Source organism: Desemzia sp. FAM 23989, from assembly GCF_045528345.1.
Classification (GTDB): Bacteria; Bacillota; Bacilli; order Lactobacillales; family Carnobacteriaceae; genus Desemzia.
This window is the reverse complement of the sequence record NZ_JBGQQT010000027.1, coordinates 1-23,134: the sequence shown is the minus strand read 5'-3', so window position 1 is coordinate 23,134 and position 23,134 is coordinate 1. Positions and strand designations below refer to the sequence as shown.

Below are 23,134 nucleotides of genomic sequence, written 5' to 3'. Positions count from 1 at the left end.
CAAACTCAATTTTTCATCAAGGCTGTTTTTACCTTGATGTTCAAACCCAATTCTTCATCAAGGCTGTTTTTACCTTGATGTTCAAACCCAATTCTTCATCAAGGCTGTTTTTACCTTGATGTTCAAACTCAATTCTTCATCAAGGCTGTTTTTACCTTGATGTTCAAACCCAATTTTTCATCAAGGGCGGTTTTACCTTGATGTTCAAACCCAATTCTTCATCAAGGCTATTTTTCCCTTGATGTTCAAACCCAATTCTTCATCAAGGGCGGTTTTCCCTTGATGTTCAAACCCAATTCTTCATCAAGGCTGTTTTTACCTTGATGTTCAAACTCAATTTTTCATCAAGGGCGGTTTTCCCTTGATGTTCAAACTCAATTTTTCATCAAGGGCGGTTTTCCCTTGATGTTCAAACCCAATTCTTCATCAAGGCTATTTTTACCTTGATGTTCAAACTCAATTTTTCATCAAGGCTGTTTTTACCTTGATGTTCAAACCCAATTCTTCATCAAGGCTGTTTTTACCTTGATGTTCAAACCCAATTCTTCATCAAGGCTGTTTTTACCTTGATGTTCAAATCCAATTCTTCATCAAGACTGTTTTTCCCTTGATGTTCAAATCCATACTCATCTTTTTAATATACTCATAAACCTGTTGATCCGTAGAAAACTGAACCAAATTCTCATCCTCTACAGTTTCATCATTCACGTTATAATACACCGCCGTCCAACTATTCTGCTGGCACCCAATGATGTCATTCTCATAGTGATCCCCAATATACAGGATTTCATTTCCGGCTAGACCAAGAGAATCCTCGACTAAACCAAAAATTTCCTTATCTGGTTTGGCCACTTCCATCGCCCCTGAAATAAACGTATTTTCAGCCGGTATCAGCTTATCAATACCTAAATAATGCAACTTACTGGTTTGCGTTTCCTGAGCGCCATTTGTTAAAACAAATAATTCCACATTGACCGAGTGGAGATAGTTTATCAGCTTTGCCATCCCTGGCCTCAGTTCTATTTGTTTTTTATGGTGAAGATACAACTCATTGAATTGGAAAGCTTGTTCATAGTTGAGAGGATAACCCAGTCTCTCATAAGTCGATAAAACCCGATCAATTTTAAACTCTACTTCCCCTTTTATTCCCTGAGTAAATTTTTGAAATTCAATCTGCGACTCTTGCTGAAAGATGTCATTAAAGTTTCGAAAGGAAATCCCTGTTGTAAGAACGCTTTGTTCCATCACCTGAAAAGTTTTCTCATATACTTGATTTCTGTCATACAATGTATCGTCTAAATCTAACCCAACTGCCTTAATCACTTAATCCCGCCTCGTATTTAATTGCCGTAATATCTAATTGACTACCTATAACATTATATGGAACATCCTTCATAAAGCAAATCAAGATTCAGCAGATTAAGGCTTTGTGATAGAGAAAAAGAACGGTTATTCCCCCTTTAACGTTGCTAGAAAACCGCTCTGCTTAACTGTTTCTTTACTATTTACATTGTTTTTTTACAGTAACTTTACTTTAACTTGATAGAACCACCTTATGCATTATCGTTACAATACATAAGTATTAAAAATCTCATACATAAAAGTACTAGGAGGAGAAAATGTGTCAAAAAAATGGTTAAAAGGTCTAGGGCTGGCTTTTGCATCAACTTTAGTATTAGCAGCATGCGGAAACAGCGGGACTGCATCTTCAGAAGATACGAATTCAAGCGCAACTAATGAAGGCAATCAAGCGATTGACGAATTGTCCATTCAATTCGTACCCTCACGTGATCCGGAAGAAATCGTCACAGCTACAGAACCTTTGAAAGATATACTGATTGAAGAAATGGCTGATTTAGGTTACGACATCGGCGAAGTTACAATCGATGTTGGGACTGACTATGAAGCTGTAGGAGAAGCAATGTCTGCAGGATCTGTTGACGTTGGATTCTTACCAGGCGGTACCTATGTATTGTACGATGATGGAGCAGAAGTTATTTTGACCTCAACTCGTGCCGGTTTAAGCAACGATTCAGAAGATCCAGCTGAATGGAATGCAAACAAACCGACTGAACCAACCGATGAACAAGTAACTTACTACCGTTCAATCTTGGTTGCCGGACCTTCTGAAAAGGGACAAGAACTGGCAGAAAAAATAAATAACGGCGAAGAGCTGACTTGGGAAGACTTGAACTCAGCTACTTGGAGCGTTATGGGTTCTACTTCTTCAGCAGGGTACATCTATCCAACAATCTGGTTGCAAGACAACTACGGCAAATCACTTTCTGACTTAGAGCATATCTCTGAAGCAGATTCTTACGGAACTTCAATGGCTCGTTTAGCACAAGAACAAGCTGACATTTCAGTGGTATTCGCAGATGCTCGTCGTGACTATGAAGAAGACTGGCAAAACAGTTTCGACCGAGATGAAACAATTTGGGATGCAACAAATGTCATTGGTGTTACACCTGGTATCTACAACGATACGATCAGTGTTTCTAAGAACTCCGATATTATGACGGATGATTTAAAGACCGCTTTACAAGAGGCATTTATCAATATCTCTGAAACAGATGAAGGCAAAGAAATCATTTCAATCTATTCTCACGAAGGGTATAAAAAAGCTCAAAGTTCAGACTACGATAATGAACGTAAAGCACAAGAAGTGCTGTTAGAGCAAGCTCAATAATCTATACGGCATAATTTAATACCCCATTTAAAACATTAAGCTGGGAGTCTTCTCTTGGTTTAATGTTTTAGTATATCTTAGGAAGGACTATCTACTATGATTGAATTTATTAATGTAAATAAAACTTATCCCAACGGTGTTGCCGCACTAAAAGACATCAACTTAAAGATCGACCAAGGTGAATTTGTAGCTATTATCGGTTTGTCCGGAGCAGGAAAATCTACCTTGATCCGCTGCATCAATCGAATGCACGAAATCAACTCCGGGACATTGAATGTCAATGATGTCAATGTAAGCAACTTGAAAGGCCAACAAATCAGAAGCTTCCGCCGTAAAATCGGAATGATTTTCCAATCGTTCAACTTGGTGACACGTACCAGTGTAATCAATAATGTTTTGGTATCTTCAGTTCCCGAATTGCCTCTGTGGAGAAAGTTTTTTGGATTATTTCCCGAAGATAAAAAAATTGCAGCACTTGAAGCTTTGGACAAAGTAGGTATTTTAGATAAAGCCTACAACAGAGTTGATCAATTGTCAGGCGGGCAACAGCAACGTGTGGCGTTAGCACGAACTTTAGCCCAAAATCCTTCGATTATTTTAGCGGATGAGCCGGTTGCTTCTTTGGATCCAGTCACAGCTAAAGTAGTCATGGATGATTTTAAGCGCATCAATCAAGAGATGAAAATGTCTATTCTGATCAATATCCACCATGTCGAACTGGCATTGGAATATGCAGATCGAGTGATTGGTATCCGTAAAGGTGAAATAGTCTATGATGGACAATCCAAAAATGTCACTCAAAAAGTGCTGAACGATATTTACGGAAACGTCGCTAAAGTGCCGCACATAAATACTTTTGAAGCAGCAGTATAAGGAGGATACGAATTGAACGAAACAGTATACGATAAACTAGTCAAACCAAAAACCTATACACTGCAAAATGGAAAAACAGTCAAGCAACGGGCTTCCAAGGTACCGCTTATTCTGTTACTGACAGCAATTGCGATTGCGGTTTCTTTCCAAGTTACGGGTGCTGATCTCTCCTTGCTCTTCACACGAGGATATCAATTATTCGTCATCATCGTCGACATGTTCCCTCCTAATTTCTCCTTCATTTCAAATATATGGGGTCCTTTACTTGATACGATTCAAATGTCTTTATTGGGATCTATTGCTGGAGCAGTATTGGCGGTTCCGTTAGCCGTGTTGTCCTCTGGAAATATCATTCATAATAAATGGATCAACGGCTTTTTCAAAGCTGTTCTAAGCGTACTGAGAACCTTGCCCACCCTTGTCGTTGCTCTAATCGCCACCTTTTTATTTGGATTAGGAACTATGGCCGGAACTATTGCGATTTTTTTGTTTACCTTGTCTTATATCGGTAAACTGATGTATGAACACATCGAAAGTGCCGACATGGGAGCTTTTGAAGCACATGAGTCTATGGGATTATCCAAAGTAGCAGCTTTCCGTTATGCCATCGTTCCGGATGTAATGCCGACTTATTTGTCTGTATCGTTGTATGCTTTTGAAGGAAACGTACGCTATGCTGCTATTTTGGGATATGTAGGTGCAGGCGGGATCGGTTTGGTATTAAACGAGCGTCTAGGTTGGAGAGACTACCCTAGTGTAGGAATGGTCTTAGTAGTTTTAATGATCGTCGTTTTTATTATCGAGCGCGTCAGTGAATACTTTAGACGGAAATTATCATAGTGAAAGGAAGAGATTCAATGGAATTAGCTGTTAAAAACCAATTGAAAGAAGCACCGAATCGTAAGCTGTACTTATCCACTATTGCAGCCGTCGTATCAGCTCTTGTTGTCTGGTCATTTGTAGGTGTTGAGGTTACAGGCCTTGACGAAAAAGGAACCGGATTGGCTATGAATATCATCAAAGGGATCCTAACTCCGGATTTGGAATTTTTATTTAATTTCACTACTGGAGGTGTCTCCTTCTTATTGTTCCAAACTATTGCGATAGCCTTTCTGGGAACGATTTTCGGATCACTGCTTGCGATCCCAATTTCTTTTTTGATGGCTCCAAGTGTCGTAGGCGGTCCCGTATCGTACATCACCAGACTAGTCGTCATCTTTATCCGTACCATTCCTTCATTGGTGTACGGCCTTATGTTCATCCGTGTAACAGGGCCTGGTGCCTATGCCGGGGTATTGACAATGTCCATCACTTCCATCGGTATGATTTCTAGATTGTATGTAGATATCATTGAGAACTTGGATCGTGGGGTACTTGAAGCAATGACTTCTATGGGTTGCAGCACGTATGAAAAGATTCGTTACGGTATTTTACCCCAGTTGTTCTCAAATTTCTTATCCACAACTATTTATCGTTTTGACATGAATTTAAGAGATGCTACCATATTAGGCTTAGTCGGCGCTGGAGGTATTGGGGCACCGCTGATTTTCGCAATGAATTCTTATCGCTGGAATGAAGTAGGTTCAATATTGATTGGACTGGTCATATTGATCTTAGTGGTTGAAGTGTTCTCCAATAAACTAAGAGCCCAGTTGATAAGCGGCGAAAGATAATAATATGTCTATACGAAAAGAGGCGGTAAAAAAATTTCCGGTCTTTTTGCGACACCTCAAATTCTAGAAAAAAATCCAGCAGGAAATACTGGAAGTTTAGCTTCCTATATTTCCTGCTGGATTTTCTATCCATTTAAGTTAATGTTTCTCTTATTCAGTTGTTACACGTTCAAAATCCACATAAATCCAATGAATACAAAGAATAAACCGTACATAATCGGCGAGACTTCTCTTCCACGTTTTGCCGCGATCATGGTGATCGGGTAAAAGATACAACCAAGAGCGATTCCGTCTGCAATACTGTACGTTAACGGCATTCCAATCAGAATCAAAAATGAAGGAATAGCGATTTCTAATTTACTCCATTCGATTTGACTTAGAGAGTGGACCATTAAAACACCGACAACGATTAAAGCAGGTGCTGTCACTTGTGGTGTGACCACCGATAATAACGGAGAAAAGAACAGACTAAAGATAAAGAACACGCCAGTTGTCACTGCTGTCAAACCAGAGCGGCCGCCTACAGCGATTCCGGCAGAAGATTCTACGTAAGCACCGACTGGAGAAGTTCCAAAAAGGGATCCCGCCAACATAGCCGTTGAGTCAGCAGCCAACGCTTTTCCAACACGCGGCATCTTGTTGTCTTTCATAAAGCCGGCCTGATTGGCTAAACCTACAAGTGTCCCCGCGGTATCAAAGAAAGTCACCAACAAGAACGTCAAGACAACTACCCATAATTGGATGGAGTTGATATCGCCAACGTGTTTCAAAGCTACTAAGAAAGTTGAAGAGATGCTCGGTGCAGCTGAAACCAGGCGGTCAGGAGCTTGGATGAGATCGGTTGCTAAACCTAAAAGGGTTGTAGCTGCCATCCCGATAAAAATGCCGCCCGGTACACGTTTGATCATTAAAATAGCCGTCACGACCAATCCAAAAACCGTTAACCACGTAGAACCCACCTGAAGCGATCCTAATCCAACAAGAGTGGATTCATTTGCGACAACAAGGCCGCCCTCGCTTAATCCGATAAAGGCGATAAACAAACCAATCCCACCAGAGATGGCGTATTTTAAATCAGCAGGGATCGCTTCAATAATCAATTCCCGCAATTTAAAAATCGTGATGACCATAAAAATCAAAGAAGCAACGAACACACCGGCTAGAGCGGTTTCCCACGGAACGCCCATTCCGATACAAACGGAATAAGAAAAGAAGGCGTTGATCCCTAATGCAGGTGCTGTTGCAATCGGATAACGTGCCAACACTCCCATTAAGACACATCCCAAAGCACTGGCTAAAGCCGTTGCGGTAAAAACGGCTCCTTCATTCATACCAGACGCTCCCAAGACGGTCGGGTTCACAAATAATATATACGCCATTGAAATAAACGTCGTGAATCCAGCTAATATCTCTCGCCTTACTGTTGTATGTAATTCCTCAAGTTCAAAATAGGAAGTAATTTTATTCTTCATACTGATCCTCCAATATTCTAAGCTGTTAACAGCTTTTTCCCTAAATCAACGAGTTTAATCATATAATAAACAGCTTAGCAAGTAAATAAAAAAGTGCGTTCCTTTAATTTGAGACGATACTATTCTTGTCTCCGAAGACAAATAACTGTATAGCAGTTGCATAAGTGCTACAATAATGACAGAACCAACGAAATGAAAGGGGTTGTCCACATGATTTATACCATTACTTTAAATCCAACCATCGACCGGCTGTTATTTCTTGAAGGGACTCTCACCAAAGGAAAAAACAATCGCCTGCGCAAAGTAGCTTATGATATTGGCGGAAAAGGTCACCACGGTTCTTATGCCATGAATCAGTTGGGCGTTAAGAACCGAGCACTCGGTTTTTCAGGGACCACCAATGCCAGCAAATTGGAAAAGATTCTCTCGGAAAAAGGCATCCATTATGATTTTGTGGAAGTATTCGGCAAGCCGACACGAGAAAGCTACGTCATTTTAGAAGAAAATGTCGGTGGCAGTATCCTGATCACTGAAAAAGGCTTTAAAATAACGGACTACGACACTGAATTACTTTATGAAAAAATAGAAAACAAAGTCCAAGAAGAAGACATGGTATTGATAGCCGGCTCGTTGCCTCCTGGATTTGAACTGCGCGAACTGGAAGATTTATTGAAACAATTAAAGAAAATCGGCTGTTTTATTGCTTGCGATCTCTCAGGAGAAGCTTTAAAGAAAGCTGTTGAAGTAGGTGTCGATTTTATCAAGCCGAACCGATTTGAAGTACAAGAGTTGTTTTCTTCTGATGACAACTTTTTAGATCATATCAGAGAGCTGTCTAAAAAAATCGATTATGTCATTGTTTCGCTTGGAAAAGACGGCAGCATTTGTGCACACGCAGACGAACTCCAACAAGTTAGTACTCCAAATGTAAAACTGGTCAATGATACAGGCGCTGGAGATTGCTTTGTCGGTACGTTTTTAGCCAGTCTTTCACTTAGCAAACCGCTGACAGAATGCTTATCTCTGGCTAGCGCTTGTGCAGCCAATCATGTCCAATACAACGACAGCACAACTTTCAACATTAAAGATGCCCGCAAATTGCAAAAGGAAGTTACCGTTGAGAAGTTGGGTTAAAAGAAACAATTGCTGTGTAGAAACGTTCATTTGAATAAGGAAGCCAAAATAAAGAGAGGCTGAGACAATAGTACTTTAATAATAAGCGGGTGCTTTAAACGTGCTCCAAAAGTCTGACCACATGCCTATAAGCCGGCCACCCATTATGAGGAAAAACATCTCATATTGGATGGCCGGCTTATATTCAGTGGTCAAAACGGCTTTTGTCCCGCTCTCTTCTAGTTTACTCTTAAGATACTTTTACTGTCTCTGCTGGTGCTGACGCTTCTTTTTGTTCTTTTCGACCTTTCAACTTGTATTTCATCAATCTCATCGCATTGAAGATAACCACTAAGATGCTACCTTCATGAACCAGCATTCCGATGGACATATTCATCCACTCACTAAAGAAAACGCTAGCCAATAAGACTAATACTACTCCGACTGCAATCACGATATTTTGTTTCATATTGCTTGCGGTAGCTTTTACTAAGCCTAATGCATGTGGCAAGTGGCTGAAGTCCGAGTTCATTAAAACCACATCGGATGTTTCAATCGCTACGTCTGTTCCGCTGCCCATTGCGATACCAATGTCGGCTAGAGCTAAGGACGGACTATCGTTGACGCCATCTCCGACAAAGGCCACGATTTGACCTTGTTGTTGAAGTTTTCCGATGTAAGCAGATTTGTCTTCCGGCAGCATATGTCCGTGTGCTTCGGTCAATCCCAGTTCACTCGCTACGACATCGACGGTTCCTTGATTGTCTCCTGAAAGAACGACCAGGTTTTTAACACCTAAATTCTTCAATTCTTGCAAATTAGCTTTTACTCCCGGACGGACTTGGTCGCGAATTCCCATCAGTACTTTCAATTCGCCGTCGACCGCTGTCAAAACAAGAGAATTTCCTTGTTGTTCAAACCGTTTGACATCTTTTTGAGCTTTTTTGCTGAGCGTGACTTTTTCTTTTTCCATCAAGGCTACATTCCCAACAGCCACTCTATGTCCAGCTACACTCGCAACGATCCCGCCGCCTTTCACGACTTCTGTTTCTTCAACAGGAGAAAAGTTTGTTTCGCCAATCTGCTGTAAGACAGCTTTTGCTAAGGGATGATCGGATTCGCGCTCCACACTTGCCAAATAGCCAAGCGTTGCTGCTGAATCTGTTTCATACATTTCTGTCGCTGCAACGGTTGGGTTTCCCACAGTCAACGTACCTGTCTTGTCAAATACAATCGTGTCCACTTTGCTGAAATCATGGATGACTTCGCTGCCTTTTAAAAGGACCCCATTACGAGCACCATTTCCGATACCGGCAACATTTGAAACAGGAACCCCGATAACCAAAGCCCCTGGGCAGCCGAGAACTAAGATCGTGATAGCTAATTCAGCATTTTGACTGACCAACCAAACAACAAACGCTAAAACTAAAACGGCTGGTGTATAATATTTGGAAAAGCGGTCAATAAAGCGTTCGGCTTCAGACTTAGAATCTTGCGCTTCTTCCACAAGTTCAATGATTTTCCCAAATGTGGTGTCTTCCCCAACACGATCTGCTCGAATTTGAAGTGTACCATTCTCTAAAATAGTTCCCGCAAAAACCTCTGCAGCAGTTGTTTTGTTGACGGGTACTGATTCCCCGGTAATACTAGCTTCATTGATATGGCCATCGCCTGAAATCACGGTACCATCGACTGGTACTTTAGCGCCGGTTTTAACGAGTAGAATATCTCCCTCATCGACATCGTCTACTTCGACTTCTTCAAATTCACCATTGTCCATTTGTTTCAAGGCGCTTTCGGGTGCCATTTCAGTCAATTCTTTGATAGCAGAACGTGTTTGATTCAATGTCCGTTGCTCCAAGTAGTGTCCGAATAAGAACAAGAACGTGACAATAGCAGATTCTTCATAGTTTTGAATGAAGAGTGCTCCAATCGCTGCGATACTGACCAACACATCAATACTGATGACTTTCACTTTCATCGCTTGAACCGCTTGAATAGCAATAGGTGCAATCCCGAAGATAGATGCGATGATCAAAGACCACTCAGAAAGAGCGACATTTCCTAAAACAAAGTGACTGAAGAACCCTAATGCGATTAGCAATCCACTGATGACGGTAATGCTGTTTTTCTTGCTTAATATATATTGTTGCATGATTTTTCCCTCCACATTTATTAGTGTTGTTCTTGATGTCTTTAGTATAAGATAAGTGCTTCAGCAATAAATTGACTGCCGTCAAGTTTTGAAAAATGATTTCATTTTTCAATTTGAATGCTTTCTCCTCTTTCACTGATTACTATAGAGGCTTTTCAGCAGATAAAACTTGATAGCTGTCATGTTTGGGAAAGAAAGATTTTCTGATCCGCTCAAAGCTGATAGCACCAAAAAAGCAATCCCGGAAAATGGCTCTTTTTCCAGGATTGCCCATACTTCGGTAGCAATTCAGTATCTAATTTTTCCAGTAATCGTTAGCTGCAGCGACAGTTTGAAAATTAATGGCTACAACCTGAGAAGCAAAGGTCAGACTGTCCGCATTATTTGCATAGACGGGACGCAATGCTTTACGTACTTCTGCATCTGGCTGGGTCATCCCAACCGCTTTACGTGCCAATTTAACCGCTAAGTTGTAACCTTCTTCTGGTGTATCTGTCAGCAACGTTGGTAACCACGATTCTTGATTCATTTAATTGCCTCCTATTTTTCTTTCTATGCAGTAAATTTGGGTTAGCCGGCTTTGACTTTTGTCTTCAGCACCGGATAACCTACATTTTCGATGGCTTGTTGAATACCTTCAATCGATGTGACGGCTGCATCAAAATCCGTTTTGACTTTGCTGGAGTTGAACAACACTTTAATGCTGTTTTTATCTACTCCATTGACCGATTTTACGGCAGCCTCGATTTTTTGCATACAACTTGGACAAGACAACGCTTCTAATTGCAATACAGCTTTTTCCATGATTCATTTCTCCTTTGTGTGTTTTATTTTATCGGCAATATCATGCCTTTACCTCTTTACAACTGTAGTATAGCCCACTTTTGACAAATGGAACTTGACACCCATCAAGTTTTGCCTTTCTTTTTGCTTTTCTATTTAATGTGCTGGTTTCACAGCTTTCTTTCCATCAGCGTAATAAGGAATCGGCGGATAACTTTGTCTGCGCACAACCCAGACAATGATCGCTCCAATGAACAAGGCAAGAGATAAAGCTTGCGAAACGCGAATCCAATCCCCAACCCATAAACTATCCGTTCTCATACCTTCGATGAAGAACCTGCCCACTGAATACCACAGCACGTAACTCAAGGCAACTTCTCCTCGGCGCAACAGTTGTTTCCGGTTCCGCAATGCAATAATCAAGACAAATCCCAACAAGCTCCATAATGACTCATACAAAAAGGTCGGGTGGTAGTAGATGCCATTAATGCGCATTTGTTCGATGATAAATTTGGGCAAATAGAGATCTTCTAAGAACTGACGAGTCACTGGTCCCCCATGTGCTTCTTGATTCATAAAGTTGCCCCAACGCCCGATGGATTGAGCTAATAATACATTAGGGGCTAAAATATCCAAAATGAGTGCCAAAGAAAGATCTTTTTTCTTCGCATATCCCACTAGCGCCAGTCCTCCAGCAATCAAACCGCCATAAATCGCAATGCCGCCATTCCAAATCGCAACGATTTCCCCTAGATTCTGCAGATAATAATCCAGTTCAAACAATACATAATAAAGCCGCGCACCGATAAATCCAATCGGTATTGCCCATAAAGCCAGGTCAATGATGATGTCCTCTTCAAGCCCTTTCTTCTTCGCTTCATGGGTACTCAAGTGGACAGCCACTAACATGGCGGTCGCAATGATCACTCCATACCAGTGGATCACAAATGAACCCAATTCCACCGCATGGGGGTTCAAAACGCCTAATACAAATCCCATTATATTTGCTCCATTTCGTCTATTTTTTGCGTGAACCCAAGCATGATGGCGATGAATAAGGTTCCGGTCAAGCTTCGTGGAAGCCAATCAGTGATGATACTTCTATCTCTTTTGTTACGCGCTTCGTAATACATCACTTTCCCTTTTCCAACTATACTGCCTCTTTCTACAGGCTCCTCCTTTTTTTCCAAATGGCTGTTGTCTGTGTACTGATCGATTTGCTCCCTTTCCACAGCTTCTCTATCGGTCTCAACATAGCTGGATGCCTCGATTCCATCAATTGTGTTCCCGCTGAACAAAAATGCGCCTGCTGCTGACAACGTGATAACAAGCATCACCAAAAAATGTTGCACACTAACCCCTCCTTATTTATCCAATGAATGAAGGTCGTTTTTCCAAAAAAGCAAAAGCCGATAAAGCGGAAGCACAGGCACTGAGTTCTGTCCCGCTTTTATAATGAGGAAAGACAGAACTTCTTTCAAAAGCCTTCCTTATACATAAGCCCTCATCTATTCGCTGTAAAGCAATAAATCATCTAAATCATGGATCTTGATCTTTTTACCAGGCAGCTGTTGAATCAATCCCTCATCTTCTAGTTCCGTAAATTTACGGCTGATAGTCTCAGGTGTAGTTCCTAAATAGGAAGCAATATCCTTTTTCGCCATCGGAAGAGTGATGGTTGGAGAGTTGCCCATTTCAAGTTCCACATTTTCTGCTAAAAATAAAACCAAACGGGTCGTTACATGCTCTACCGCCACTTGTGTGGTTTGGCGTTCGGAATTTTCTAACCGCTTGGACATTTCAGCCAGCAGTTTTAGAGAAATAGCGGGGTACTGTTCCAGAAAATCCTGGACATCCTTTTGCTGAATCATACAGACAACGGTATCCCGGGTCGCTTCGGCATATTCCTCGTGCACTGCATGTGGGTTGAATAAAGTCCATTCTCCAGTAAAATCACCGGGATTCAAGATACGTACCAGCTGTTCTTTGCCAGAGTCAGCCAACCGATAGATACGAACTTTTCCACGGTTTACAATATATAAAGTATCCTCTCTTTCTTGCGCTCTAAATAGGAATTCCCCTTTTTGATAGTGGTTCGTGTGGGCCTTTTCCGCAATGCGATCCATTGCGCTATCTTCTAAATGATTGAATATTGGAACCAAGCGGATACATGCTGTGTGGTCGCCTATTTCATGATGGGTATGTTTAGCCAATACATTTTTCCCCTTTATCTGTTTTATTTTTTATTTACTACATTTAGCATATAGTTCTCTCACCACAAAAAAATTGACGACCATCAAGAAAAATAGAAAAATAGAAAAAGGCTGGAAAGAATTCCAACCCCTAAACAATTCTCTCTTTTACGTTAATCTTCATCCTCATCAAAGGCATCATCATCTTCTAAGGCTTCTTTGCCAATGAACGCTTGCAGCATCCAAATGTTCTTGTCTAAGTCATTTTTGAAATCAATCAATGTATCTTCTAAAGCATCGTCACCCTCGTCTTGTGCTAAACGAATCGCACGAACCGTAAGTTCACGAGTGTTTCTGAAGTCTTCGACAATGTTTTCAACCATGTCTTCTGCTTTCGCATATTTATTGACTGCATCTTCCGAAAGCATCGAATATTTTTCAAATTCGGCCGTTGTCGAAGCGGGTTTGTGACCAGAAGCAATCAGACGCTCCGCAACTTTATCGAACCATTCTTCATTGCCATTATACAATTCTTCAAATTTCTCATGCAGCGTAAAGAAATTCGTACCCTTTACATACCAGTGGTATTGATGAAGTTTTACATGCAACGTATGCATGTTGCTTAAGATATGATCCGCAATAGCCGCTGCATTGATTTTTGTATGATGGACATGTTCCTTGTGTGCTTGTTCGACTTGCAATCTTTCTTGGGGCGTTTTTTCTTGAGAAGATTTATTTTCTGCCATGATTCATTCCTCCTATAGTTTATCTACTTTTTCGTTCCCTACAGCTTTGATCGGCGCCTCCTTTTTCTTTGTTGAACTCAGTATAGGATAGAATTTCGGTAAAAAAATTGACGCCCATCAAGAAAAGAATTGTTTTCTCCCGATAGACATCATGTTTTTCAAATGACTTGTCTTCCAGTATATCTACTGATTTTTTTAACACTGTTGTATATAACCGAATAAATCAGCATGCGAACCTATCTGAATCAAAGTCTGTATTCATTCTTCATCTTCAAGAAGCCCGCAAATTGCAAAAGAAAGTTACTGTTAAGAAATTATCCTAATCGACTAAAGAAACAGGCAGTTTATCAGCACGCCGATAATCATCCACAAAACAATTGAAATTAAACAGCCATTTCTAAATCCAATAATAGATCTTCTCTTTTCCATAGCGCGTCTCCTTTACAAGTGTGACCTTCGTTCTCAGAGAATGTTTTTATTGTAGTGGTTGTTTGAAAGTAGTTGATAGGGTGATGTGTTTGAGGCAATTTATTAGTGCTTCGAGTACAATAGAGGTTTTTTAGGTGAGTTCTTACCAATGCGGTAAAATGGATGCTTCATTTGTTGTATGGGTAAGTTGTTTCAAATTTATGTGTGGTCTCTTCATGAGGAATTCGTTGATTTGCTTTTAATATAGCACAAGAAATGGTATAAACAAAAAATAAAGAAACCTTTCGCAGGACCAAAAGTAACCTTTGAAACGTTCTTTTCGTTTGCATTGGGATAGATTAATCCCTGCAGATGAGGCAAAAGCGTCAAAAGTATAAATATCTTGTTGTTCAAACTTTGTTTCATCAAGGCTTTTTTCCCCTTGATGTTCAATCAGCTTTTCCAACAAGCAAAATACCGAACGAGAAGCTATCTTCCCATTCGGTATTTTGCTTGTTGAATTCTCAAGTTGAATTTCGGCTCATGTGCTGAAAACAAGACATACGCTGCTAACTCAAACTTTTCCTATTTCCCTGCTCATCCTAATAACACTCGCTATATTAGCCGCCGTCGTTTTCAAATTTTGATAACCTTCTTCGAGAACCTTATCAAGAGAACTTAGTTCAGGAATGATACTGAAAACCGCATATATCCCTTCGTCGTAAACACTCTCATATCCTTCAGAAAGAGTTCCCGCCAAAGCGATCACTGGGACATCATATTTTTTAGCGATTCTAGAAACAGCAACAGGAGTTTTCCCGAAAATCGTTTGATGATTGATGCCACCCTCTCCGGTAATCACCAGGTCGGCCTGCTTGATATGCTCTTCCAACCCTAACATTTCCACCAGCAAATCGCCGCCGCGCTCTAAATCGGCATCTAGAAAAGCTAGCAGTCCAGCGCCTAAACCACCCGCTGCGCCTGCCCCAGAAACTTGATCGATTTCTTTTCCAAATGTACTCTCGATTAGTTGAGCATAACGAGTTAAATAGCTGTCTAACAATTCGATTTGTTCCGGAGTACCGCCTTTTTGTGGTCCATAGATATGAGATGCCCCATTTTTTCCAGTTAACGGATTGTCTACATCACAAGCCGCTTTGATCGCAACTTCTTGAAGTCTAGGATGCAGTTCTGCTACATCAATGCTTTCTAAATTGCCTAAGCCTTGTCCATCTGCTGAAATTGAATCGCCGTTTCCATCTAATAATTTCCCGCCTAGACTCATGATCATCCCAGCGCCGCCATCATTAGTGGCACTGCCGCCGATCCCTAATAAAATCTCCTCCACACCTTCTTCAAGGGCATCATAAATCAATTCTCCAAATCCATAAGTCGTAGTCAATAAAGGGTTTCTTTTATCACTGGGAACCTTATCCAACCCAGAAGAAGCTGCCATTTCTATCACAGCAAGCTTTTTATCACCTGACAACCCATAAAAAGCTTCTATTTGTTCATATAATGGTCCGGTTACCATCATTGTTTTGATCGTTCCACCGGTGGCGTCTACGATAGATTGAACCGTACCTTCTCCACCATCAGCCATCGGGATCTTATGGTATGTCTCATCAGGCAATACGGAAGCAAAGCCCTCTTCAATAGCGGTAGCAGCTTCTAATGCGGACAAACTTTCTTTAAAAGAATCTGGTGCAATCACAATATTCACATCAATAACCTCACTCTCTGCAGTAAAAAAGACCTCGGAGCTCTTGATAAAAATCACGAAAACTATCTTTAATTAATCCTTCACATATTTTTCGATCTCATTCAACCAAACCTCATATCCTTCTTTGTTCAAATGCAATCCATCGACTGAATATTCCTCAGCCAACTCACTTCCAATCGATCTGCAACATTTAAAAACGTCACTCCATCTAATTTGGCCAATCTCTTATTTAATTTAGCTACAGCTTTGTTTATAGGTTCACTGCGCTTATTTCTTCAACACACTAACATCCTCCAATTATACTATCTTCCTATATCATATTAACGCAGGAAATTTAACCCAACTAGGATTTAGCTTAAATAAAGGTTTTGGATAGCCCTCTTTAACAATTAAAGTACCTCCACAAACAAGCTCAGAATTCTTAACTTAATGATATTTCACCTATATAATCACAAAAAACAAAAACAAGCATCCATCAAAAATCTTTTTTCTACCGCCGTCAATTGACTGACACGTACAAAACACGTATAATTAATTTGTAGAAAGGAGTTTAGGAAAATGTGAAGACGAGAGATTTAATTAAGCTTTTCGAGAAAAACGGTTGGCGGTTTGTAAAGCACGGCGGTAATCACGACATTTATACAAACGGTAAAGAGAAAGAACAAATTGTGCGCCACAAAGAAACCAACGAACGTCTTGCAAAAGCACTCATTAAGAAGCATGGGCTTAAATAAGCCCATGGCTTCATTGAAAGAAAGGTGATAAAAGATGATTGATAATAAAACCTATATCTATCCTATTTATATAACGATTGATTCTGAAGAAGAGTTCCCATATTTTGTAGAAATACCTGATGTAGAAGGATATACGCAAGGAAAAGACTTAGCAGAAGCTATTATAATGGCTAGAGATTATATCGGCTTTGCAGGTGTTGACAAATTAGAAAATGGAGACTCACTTCCACTCCCTGATCAAATTGATTACAATAAAAACGATTCTCAAATAAAAACTCTCGTGGATATAAATTTTAAAAAATATAAAGCCCAGCACGATAACAAAGTCGTGAAAAAAACTCTCACAATTCCTAACTATTTAAACGAGCTCGGTAACGAACAAGGCATTAATTTCTCTTTAACTCTTACAGAAGCGTTAAAAGAAAAATTAGGTGTTTAAGAGTAGTGATAGCTAATCTATGAACAAAACTGTTTCCTACGTTATAGGAGACAGTTTTTGTTTTGGACTTGTTAATAAAGTTCTGAGTGCTTCTTATTTCTCTCTATTCTGTTACGTACTTCTCAATCTTCCCCAACCAAATCTCATATCCTTCCTTGTTCAAATGCAATCCATCAACTGAATACTCTTCCGCCAATTCATTACCAAACTGATCTGGACTATCTAAAATTGTTACACCATCCAATTGGAAAATTTTGGTATTCAACTCAGATACAGCTTCATTTATCGGTCCACTACGCTTAAAAAAATTATTCTCGTACAAATCGCCAGCTACTGGGAATACGCTTTGAGCATAAATTTGCACTTCAGGATTGTCTTTCTTTAAAGCCTCTACAATCTTGATGTAATTTTTTTCAATCGTTTCTACAGAGATACCTTGCTGGATATCATTGATCCCTATTAACAAAAATACTTTTTCAGGATTCAGCTCGGTCACTTGTCCGATCCGGTTCAGCAATCCTTCAGAAGTGTCTCCACTAATGCCTCTATTTGCGACAGATAAACCTTCAAAATATTCTCCCCACTCGAAATAATCAGTGTGACTATCCCCTGCAAATACAATCTCTTTAGAGGATTCGTCAACAAGCTCAAAATTTTCTTGTTTGGTTTCTACCATCGGATCTATTAAGGGTTGATCCGCGAAAACCTTCGAAAACCCATTCTCAAAATACACCCATCCACCTTGTACAATAAAAAACACTATTCCTAGAACAATAATGACCAGGTTAAAAAATATAGACACTCTAAAAACATTCTTCTTCAACACACTAAGTCCTCCAATTTCACTTTCTTCCTCTATCATATTACCCCAGCACCTTTAATTCAGCTAAGATTTAGCTTAGTCCGCGCTTACGATTAACCGTCTTAACAAATAAAAAAAGATTGCACCATCCCATTAATTTGTAATCATCCATCAATAGACGTCTACAAATTAAAGAAATGGTACAATCCCAGCAAATAGCCCCAATATTTCCAAAATTCCTGGTTCGCTACTTTTTGAAAACCAGTCCCTGCTTCATACCATGGGACGAATTGATCATCAACCACTTGATAAGCTGCTACATACGTCAAATCAAAATCATAATTACGATTGGTGCGCTCATAGATCATTTTGGTTCGCAGCATATGATAATCTGAAGACACAATAATGGCCGATCCAAAACCTTCTTCATTCATCATTTCTAATGTGGTTACAGCATTTTCATAGGTACTGGTAGCTTCTGTCTCAGGAATGATTTGTTCCGGCTCAACACCAAACTCCTTATACCCCTCTATATTTGTTTCCGTTATAGGCGAAACTATTATTTTGCCCGAATGACTATAGCCTTCATTCAATAACTCTGCGGCTTTACTAGCTCTCACAAATTCTTCCCCTTCAGGCACAATAACCACATCTGACTGAACAGGTTCCTCATCAACAATGAGATTATTTAAAATAATCGGATAACTAACACCAAAGATTAAGCATATGAATAGAACAACACCTATAGAAATAACGATTCTTCTTTTTATCATTCCGTTCTCCTCAAATAGATATCCTAAGTTGAAGCTTATGTTAAACAAAAGGATCAAATCAATCAACTGATTTAATCCTTTATTGTCGCAAATCAGGACTATAGTTATCATACACGAATAGAATTACTGATTTCTAATACAATAATTTAATCTTTGCAGAACATTCTTCAATTAATTCCTTTGGAGCTTTTTCCACAAAGCTAAAACCTCTTGTTTCTAAATCAATCATGCGGTGATGCTCCAATAAAATTTGTCCTTTAGTAATCAAATCTTTAGGCAAAGGAATATGAAGAGGAAATTTTTTTACTTTAGTGGTTATAGGTGCTACACCGTACATATAATTTAAATAACTCGACTTTTTTGTCAGCACAATACAAGGACGCTCTCCTCTTTGTTCATGCCCTTTTGTTGGATTAAGACTAACAAAAATGATGTCTCCTTGTTCCAGCTCTTGATAACTTATATCCTTCTTTCCCAACTAAAGTAACTCCCTTCCTACAGATTCTCCCCAATCTAATTTATCTTCAGAATCTAATGGCTTTCCATCATAATCTGCAAATAATTCTTCAAGAGTATCAGGATACTTCTTTTTAGGAGTTAAAATAATCTTCCCTTTATCTACTATCATAGTAAAAACAACTTCTTCTTCATCGTAACCTAGTTCTTTTAACTCTTCTTTTCCTATTCTGATTCCTTGCGAATTCCCCCATTTTTTAAGCTTCGTTTCTTTTACGAACATACCTACACCCCTTTCGTCTCTTTTCATCCTAAGTATATACTTGTATATACTTAACGTCAATTTTTTCATTTTCCTTACTAAATCGACTGACAATAGTCTCAACTAATTATAATGAAATAGTAAATGAAAATATTCTCTAAATAAAAGCAATCAAAAACAGTACAAGCAAATCAACTTCACTCATACCGTTTTTTGACCACTATTTATCTAAAAACTCCACAAAAGTCTTATAATAATTTTTCTCTTTAAACCGATCACGATCACCGATGATAAAAAATTCTTTCTTTGCTCGCGTAACTGCAACATTTAAAAGATTAGGTGCCTGACAAGACCAATCTGCAGCTGCATCTGTAGTTTCATCTGTCCCACAAATGAAGTACACACTATCAGCTTCTTTACCTTGGAAAGTATGCACAGTTCCAATTGAACTACTGCACCAATTTTTCAATTCCTGATGACTGATGTTTACGAAGTCTTCTTGATGCCGAAGTAAATATTTTTTGGTTTCCGCCACCACTGCTTTAAACGGTGAGATCACATAAATATCTTTCAACTCTTTTCGGTCTTTTAATTTTTCTAACAATTCTCTTGCATGCTCTTCTACATATTGCTTTTCAGTCGCGGTCCCTTCGACATCAATCCATCCTAAGATACCTTTATCTTTTTCCTCTTCTTTTGCTCCTTGGACCATTTTATTGTCATAAGAAATTTCATTTGAGACATGGAACAGTGGATTTAAGCTGCGACGGTGAACCCATAGCGGGATTCCAATTCGTTCCCTACCGGACTGCAGCATCCCATACGAATTCGCTAAATCGGCTAACCCTTGTACAGAAGCTGCTTTACCAATATATGCAGCATCCAGCTGGTAGCTGTCTCTTACTGTTTTTAAAATGGAATCTTCCAGCGTCACCACTGGTTCGATTTGTGCTGGATCTCCGACAACTACTACGTGTTTAGCCCGCCAAATTCCACCTGCAGCAGCTTGAGGGACAGCTTGCCCTGCTTCATCTATGAAAAGATAATCAATTGAACCTATTCCTAGTCCTTTATACATATTGCCTAAGGCTGCAAATGTAGTACTGACTACCGGAATGACCAAATGGAAAATGTCCCAAGATTCTTTTAATAGTTCACGATTTTCTTGGTTGTTTATATCTATCTGCTGCTTTTTACTGATCACATTGAAAGCAGACCAAAATTTACCAGAATTGGCTACATTAAACAGTTTGTGCACCTCTAGTGCTTGAATGAAGTATTTCCCACGTAAATAATTGAGTCTGCGCGTCACCCAAGGGATAGATAATTGACGCTTAGCGTAATTCTCTTCTTCCCACATATCATCATCAAAAACTTCATAAGGATCTTCTTTAAAATGCTCTTCCAATTCTTTTAGATTTCGTTGATCAGAATCTAGCTGTTGCTTTAATCCTTCTAACCCATGAACAACTTTTTCTTTATCGTATTTTTCTTGATTAAGGTGTAATAGCTTTTTATTGATTTTTTCGACCTCTGGATTTTTTTTGCCAAGTAAGCGTTGAAGCCACGAGGATTTAGGCAACAGTTCTTTTTGTTCCTTATTGAACTGAATATCTTTATCGATTTGTTGTATACCCAATTGTATCTTATCTAGATCAGCTATTTTTCTTTTAAGGTGTGTGATTCTTTTCATAGCTGATGCATGTTTTCTGATGGTCTCTTTTTCTTGTGCAATTTCTTGTTTCGTTTTTTCAAATGCCTGTATCGAAGTATTCCAATCAGCTAATTCAAAAGTCTCTTCTTTCAGTTTATTGTATAAACTAGGTAAGATACTTCCATCCTCCAGCTTTTTCTCTGATAATAAAGTAGAAAAGACATTATTCATGTTTCTTCGTTTTCCCATCGGTACTGAAAATAGTCCCCAATGATTAGCGAATTTATCTATTGGTACTTGATCATTATCTGGATCAAATATGTGTTGAACGTATTCTGGGAACAAATCTACTTGTTTGATCAATTCAGAAAAAGGCACGTCATTTTCAGAGAACGCATCATTTTTATGGATGATTTCCGTGCTTTTAGGCAGATCTTTTGAGATATTTTCTACTGCTCCATTATTCGATGAAGCTACCACCATCCCATAACCTCGGATGCTTGAATCTATCTTATACCGATTCGCTTTAAAGCCATTGATATCTACTTTTCCAATACTTTTAAATGCATCAGCCGGTTTCTTAAATACAGCCATTTTTTCAGCTCGTTCAATGATCAGATTTGCAAAAATATCTTTTAATAAGGTCGTTTTCCCTGTGCCAGGCGGACCATTGACAGAATAGATATCCCTTTTTTCATTCAATACCAAATTAACCGCTACTTGCTGCATCAAAGACAATTTGTAGTTATTATTGGACGGCCATCTCCCATTCGGCAAATGGTCTAGCGTAAGGATTTCATCGATCAATTTCTGATTTTCATTGATATCGAGGTAGTTATCACTGCCCTTTAAATACAGGTCTAAAGTTGGCGAAGGACTATCGTTAGCTAACATAAATTCCAAATCCGAAATGAACAGGCTATTTACTTCACTCGGTTCTTCTGATTGATTTTGCAACGTATAAATATAGGGTTTAACAATTGCAGTAATTTCAAAATATTCTACTAAGTGCTTTTCTACTTGTTTTAAAGTGTCATAAGAAACACCATCTTCAAGAATCTCTGCAACTTCTTTATTCAAGTTCTCAGTTTCAAATTTCATTTCTGAGATAAGCTTATCTAGAGTAGCAGAGCCTTTCACAATAAATTTCACGAAAAACTGCATTTGCGGAATAAACAGGCTGTCTTGGATGTACTTCCCATTTTCATCTATTTGGATAGAAGCTGCATAATTTAAAGTATAATCTTCATTGATGATTTCACTGCTATCCTTTAAATACCTTCTCACCAACTCATTCATTTTGAATAGATGGTATGCCCCTAAATAGACATAACTTTTATTCCCTGCTTCAGTTACTATTACCTCATCTTTTAACAACCGTTTCTGATCGTCTTTATCAGGCAATTGCCCCGTACTTAAATACTCTATAAGTATCCAGCTCTCAATGATTTTTCTTATTTGATGATTCATTTGTTCTCCTCTTTTATTGAATGTAGTTGTGTAGTTACTTTTTTATGTGCTATATGCAAGATAAGTTTAACATATAAATTTTATATGCTTAGAGCTCAAATTTTTTTATTGATTCAAAAATTAATCATAAGTTTTCGAAAATTCCAATTAAAGTTTCAATAAAATTTCTTCAACAGGCAAAGTTATGGCTATTGAATCATTATTAGACAACAACTAAACTATAGAATACATTATTTCATTTATAAGAAGAAAAAGTTGATAAGGACTGTATCAAAAAAGATATGAGTAATTTTCTACTCATATCTTCTTAATTTAATTAATATCTGTTTTAGCCTTGAGGTGGAAAAGGATCGTTTCCACCATGTGAGTCTTTTCGCTGAATCTTTCCATCTTTCCCATGAATTACTAACTCAGTTCCTTGATTAACACTAATTTTTCTAGCAATTTTTTCTGCCTCTACTTTTGTATTAGCATGGTTACTACTCCTCTGACCGCCACCCCTCTTGACATCCCATCCGCCATTATGGTTAGGTACTACATGATGTGTATCTTGATTAACCATTTTTCCACTCTCCTATCTTACTAACTATTTAATGTCTACTGAATAATAAACTATGCTTATTCTGCTGCCTTTTACAACTAATGATTGATATAATAGATGCAAGGGTTTTTTATAGGATGTTAAACAAAACCTTGCACTTTTACTGAAATGAGGAC

23 protein-coding genes are annotated in these 23,134 nt (G+C 39.0%); 7 read left to right on the top strand and 16 right to left on the bottom strand.

All coding sequences use genetic code 11. From position 1 onward, the window contains the following. Positions 1-573: 573 nt before the first annotated feature. Complete coding sequence (locus ACEN36_RS11900) at positions 574-1,323, bottom strand: HAD family hydrolase (RefSeq protein WP_407126690.1); 750 nt, start codon at positions 1,321-1,323, stop codon at positions 574-576. Positions 1,324-1,621: 298 nt separating this feature from the next. Between ACEN36_RS11900 and ACEN36_RS11895 the strand changes: the two genes are divergently transcribed. From ACEN36_RS11895 to phnE (ACEN36_RS11880), 4 genes are all read left to right on the top strand, one after another. Further along, entirely contained in the window at positions 1,622-2,689 is a 1,068-nt protein-coding gene (locus ACEN36_RS11895; RefSeq protein ID WP_407096315.1) for a phosphate/phosphite/phosphonate ABC transporter substrate-binding protein, read from the top strand. A gap of 96 nt (positions 2,690-2,785) precedes the next feature. Beyond that, the gene (gene phnC, locus ACEN36_RS11890) at positions 2,786-3,562 is read left to right on the top strand and encodes a phosphonate ABC transporter ATP-binding protein (RefSeq protein ID WP_407103082.1); all 777 of its coding nucleotides are present in this window, start codon (positions 2,786-2,788) and stop codon (positions 3,560-3,562) included. A gap of 12 nt (positions 3,563-3,574) precedes the next feature. Further along, complete coding sequence (gene phnE, locus ACEN36_RS11885; RefSeq protein WP_407103083.1) at positions 3,575-4,402, top strand: phosphonate ABC transporter, permease protein PhnE; 828 nt, start codon at positions 3,575-3,577, stop codon at positions 4,400-4,402. A gap of 17 nt (positions 4,403-4,419) precedes the next feature. Continuing rightward, entirely contained in the window at positions 4,420-5,235 is an 816-nt protein-coding gene (phnE, locus tag ACEN36_RS11880) for a phosphonate ABC transporter, permease protein PhnE (RefSeq protein ID WP_407103084.1), read from the top strand. Positions 5,236-5,396: 161 nt separating this feature from the next. On the opposite strand, the gene ACEN36_RS11875 is transcribed toward phnE (ACEN36_RS11880), so the two are convergent. After that, positions 5,397-6,707, bottom strand: a complete 1,311-nt coding sequence (locus tag ACEN36_RS11875) for an NCS2 family permease (protein ID WP_407103085.1) — start codon at positions 6,705-6,707, stop codon at positions 5,397-5,399. A gap of 210 nt (positions 6,708-6,917) precedes the next feature. Between ACEN36_RS11875 and ACEN36_RS11870 the strand changes: the two genes are divergently transcribed. Then, positions 6,918-7,841, top strand: coding sequence for a 1-phosphofructokinase family hexose kinase (locus tag ACEN36_RS11870; RefSeq protein ID WP_407126687.1), 924 nt, complete (start codon positions 6,918-6,920; stop codon positions 7,839-7,841). 229 nt (positions 7,842-8,070) lie between these two features. Here the strand turns inward: ACEN36_RS11870 and ACEN36_RS11865 are convergent, their stop codons facing one another. The 8 genes from ACEN36_RS11865 to ACEN36_RS11830 form a co-directional block, all read right to left on the bottom strand. Beyond that, positions 8,071-9,975, bottom strand: a complete 1,905-nt coding sequence (locus ACEN36_RS11865) for a heavy metal translocating P-type ATPase (RefSeq protein WP_407126685.1) — start codon at positions 9,973-9,975, stop codon at positions 8,071-8,073. Between the two features lie 295 nt (positions 9,976-10,270). Next, positions 10,271-10,504 carry a hexameric tyrosine-coordinated heme protein gene (locus ACEN36_RS11860; RefSeq protein WP_407103088.1) on the bottom strand — a complete coding sequence of 78 codons (234 nt, stop codon included), beginning with the start codon at positions 10,502-10,504 and terminating at the stop codon, positions 10,271-10,273. 41 nt (positions 10,505-10,545) lie between these two features. Next, complete coding sequence (locus tag ACEN36_RS11855) at positions 10,546-10,779, bottom strand: heavy-metal-associated domain-containing protein (protein ID WP_407103089.1); 234 nt, start codon at positions 10,777-10,779, stop codon at positions 10,546-10,548. 135 nt (positions 10,780-10,914) lie between these two features. After that, a complete protein-coding gene (lgt, locus tag ACEN36_RS11850) occupies positions 10,915-11,757 on the bottom strand; it encodes a prolipoprotein diacylglyceryl transferase (protein WP_407126683.1) in 843 nt (280 codons plus the stop codon). Further along, entirely contained in the window at positions 11,757-12,110 is a 354-nt protein-coding gene (locus ACEN36_RS11845) for a hypothetical protein (RefSeq protein ID WP_407126680.1), read from the bottom strand. The genes lgt and ACEN36_RS11845 overlap by 1 nt, the downstream gene beginning before the upstream one ends. 156 nt (positions 12,111-12,266) lie before the next feature. After that, a complete protein-coding gene (locus tag ACEN36_RS11840) occupies positions 12,267-12,971 on the bottom strand; it encodes a Crp/Fnr family transcriptional regulator (RefSeq protein ID WP_407103092.1) in 705 nt (234 codons plus the stop codon). A 152-nt stretch (positions 12,972-13,123) separates the two neighbouring features. Then, a complete protein-coding gene (locus ACEN36_RS11835) occupies positions 13,124-13,696 on the bottom strand; it encodes a Dps family protein (protein WP_407103093.1) in 573 nt (190 codons plus the stop codon). A 982-nt stretch (positions 13,697-14,678) separates the two neighbouring features. Further along, the gene (locus tag ACEN36_RS11830) at positions 14,679-15,833 is read right to left on the bottom strand and encodes a glycerate kinase (RefSeq protein ID WP_407126692.1); all 1,155 of its coding nucleotides are present in this window, start codon (positions 15,831-15,833) and stop codon (positions 14,679-14,681) included. Between the two features lie 554 nt (positions 15,834-16,387). Between ACEN36_RS11830 and ACEN36_RS11825 the strand changes: the two genes are divergently transcribed. Beyond that, positions 16,388-16,561 carry a type II toxin-antitoxin system HicA family toxin gene (locus tag ACEN36_RS11825; RefSeq protein ID WP_407126677.1) on the top strand — a complete coding sequence of 58 codons (174 nt, stop codon included), beginning with the start codon at positions 16,388-16,390 and terminating at the stop codon, positions 16,559-16,561. A 34-nt stretch (positions 16,562-16,595) separates the two neighbouring features. Then, positions 16,596-17,000: a type II toxin-antitoxin system HicB family antitoxin gene (locus ACEN36_RS11820; RefSeq protein WP_407126675.1), complete on the top strand. Its 405-nt coding sequence runs from the start codon at positions 16,596-16,598 to the stop codon at positions 16,998-17,000. Between the two features lie 103 nt (positions 17,001-17,103). Here ACEN36_RS11820 and ACEN36_RS11815 read toward each other — a convergent pair whose 3' ends face one another. From ACEN36_RS11815 to ACEN36_RS11790, 6 genes are all read right to left on the bottom strand, one after another. Continuing rightward, positions 17,104-17,862 carry a GDSL-type esterase/lipase family protein gene (locus ACEN36_RS11815; protein ID WP_407126672.1) on the bottom strand — a complete coding sequence of 253 codons (759 nt, stop codon included), beginning with the start codon at positions 17,860-17,862 and terminating at the stop codon, positions 17,104-17,106. Between the two features lie 122 nt (positions 17,863-17,984). Continuing rightward, positions 17,985-18,575: a YdcF family protein gene (locus ACEN36_RS11810; RefSeq protein WP_407126670.1), complete on the bottom strand. Its 591-nt coding sequence runs from the start codon at positions 18,573-18,575 to the stop codon at positions 17,985-17,987. Positions 18,576-18,708: 133 nt separating this feature from the next. Further along, the gene (locus ACEN36_RS11805; protein ID WP_407126667.1) at positions 18,709-19,053 is read right to left on the bottom strand and encodes a type II toxin-antitoxin system PemK/MazF family toxin; all 345 of its coding nucleotides are present in this window, start codon (positions 19,051-19,053) and stop codon (positions 18,709-18,711) included. After that, positions 19,054-19,314 carry an AbrB/MazE/SpoVT family DNA-binding domain-containing protein gene (locus ACEN36_RS11800; protein WP_407126665.1) on the bottom strand — a complete coding sequence of 87 codons (261 nt, stop codon included), beginning with the start codon at positions 19,312-19,314 and terminating at the stop codon, positions 19,054-19,056. It lies immediately after the preceding gene. Positions 19,315-19,513: 199 nt separating this feature from the next. Next, positions 19,514-22,417, bottom strand: coding sequence for a DEAD/DEAH box helicase (locus ACEN36_RS11795; protein WP_407126662.1), 2,904 nt, complete (start codon positions 22,415-22,417; stop codon positions 19,514-19,516). Positions 22,418-22,745: 328 nt separating this feature from the next. Then, a complete protein-coding gene (locus ACEN36_RS11790) occupies positions 22,746-22,979 on the bottom strand; it encodes a DUF2188 domain-containing protein (protein WP_407103107.1) in 234 nt (77 codons plus the stop codon). Positions 22,980-23,134 lie beyond the last annotated feature (155 nt).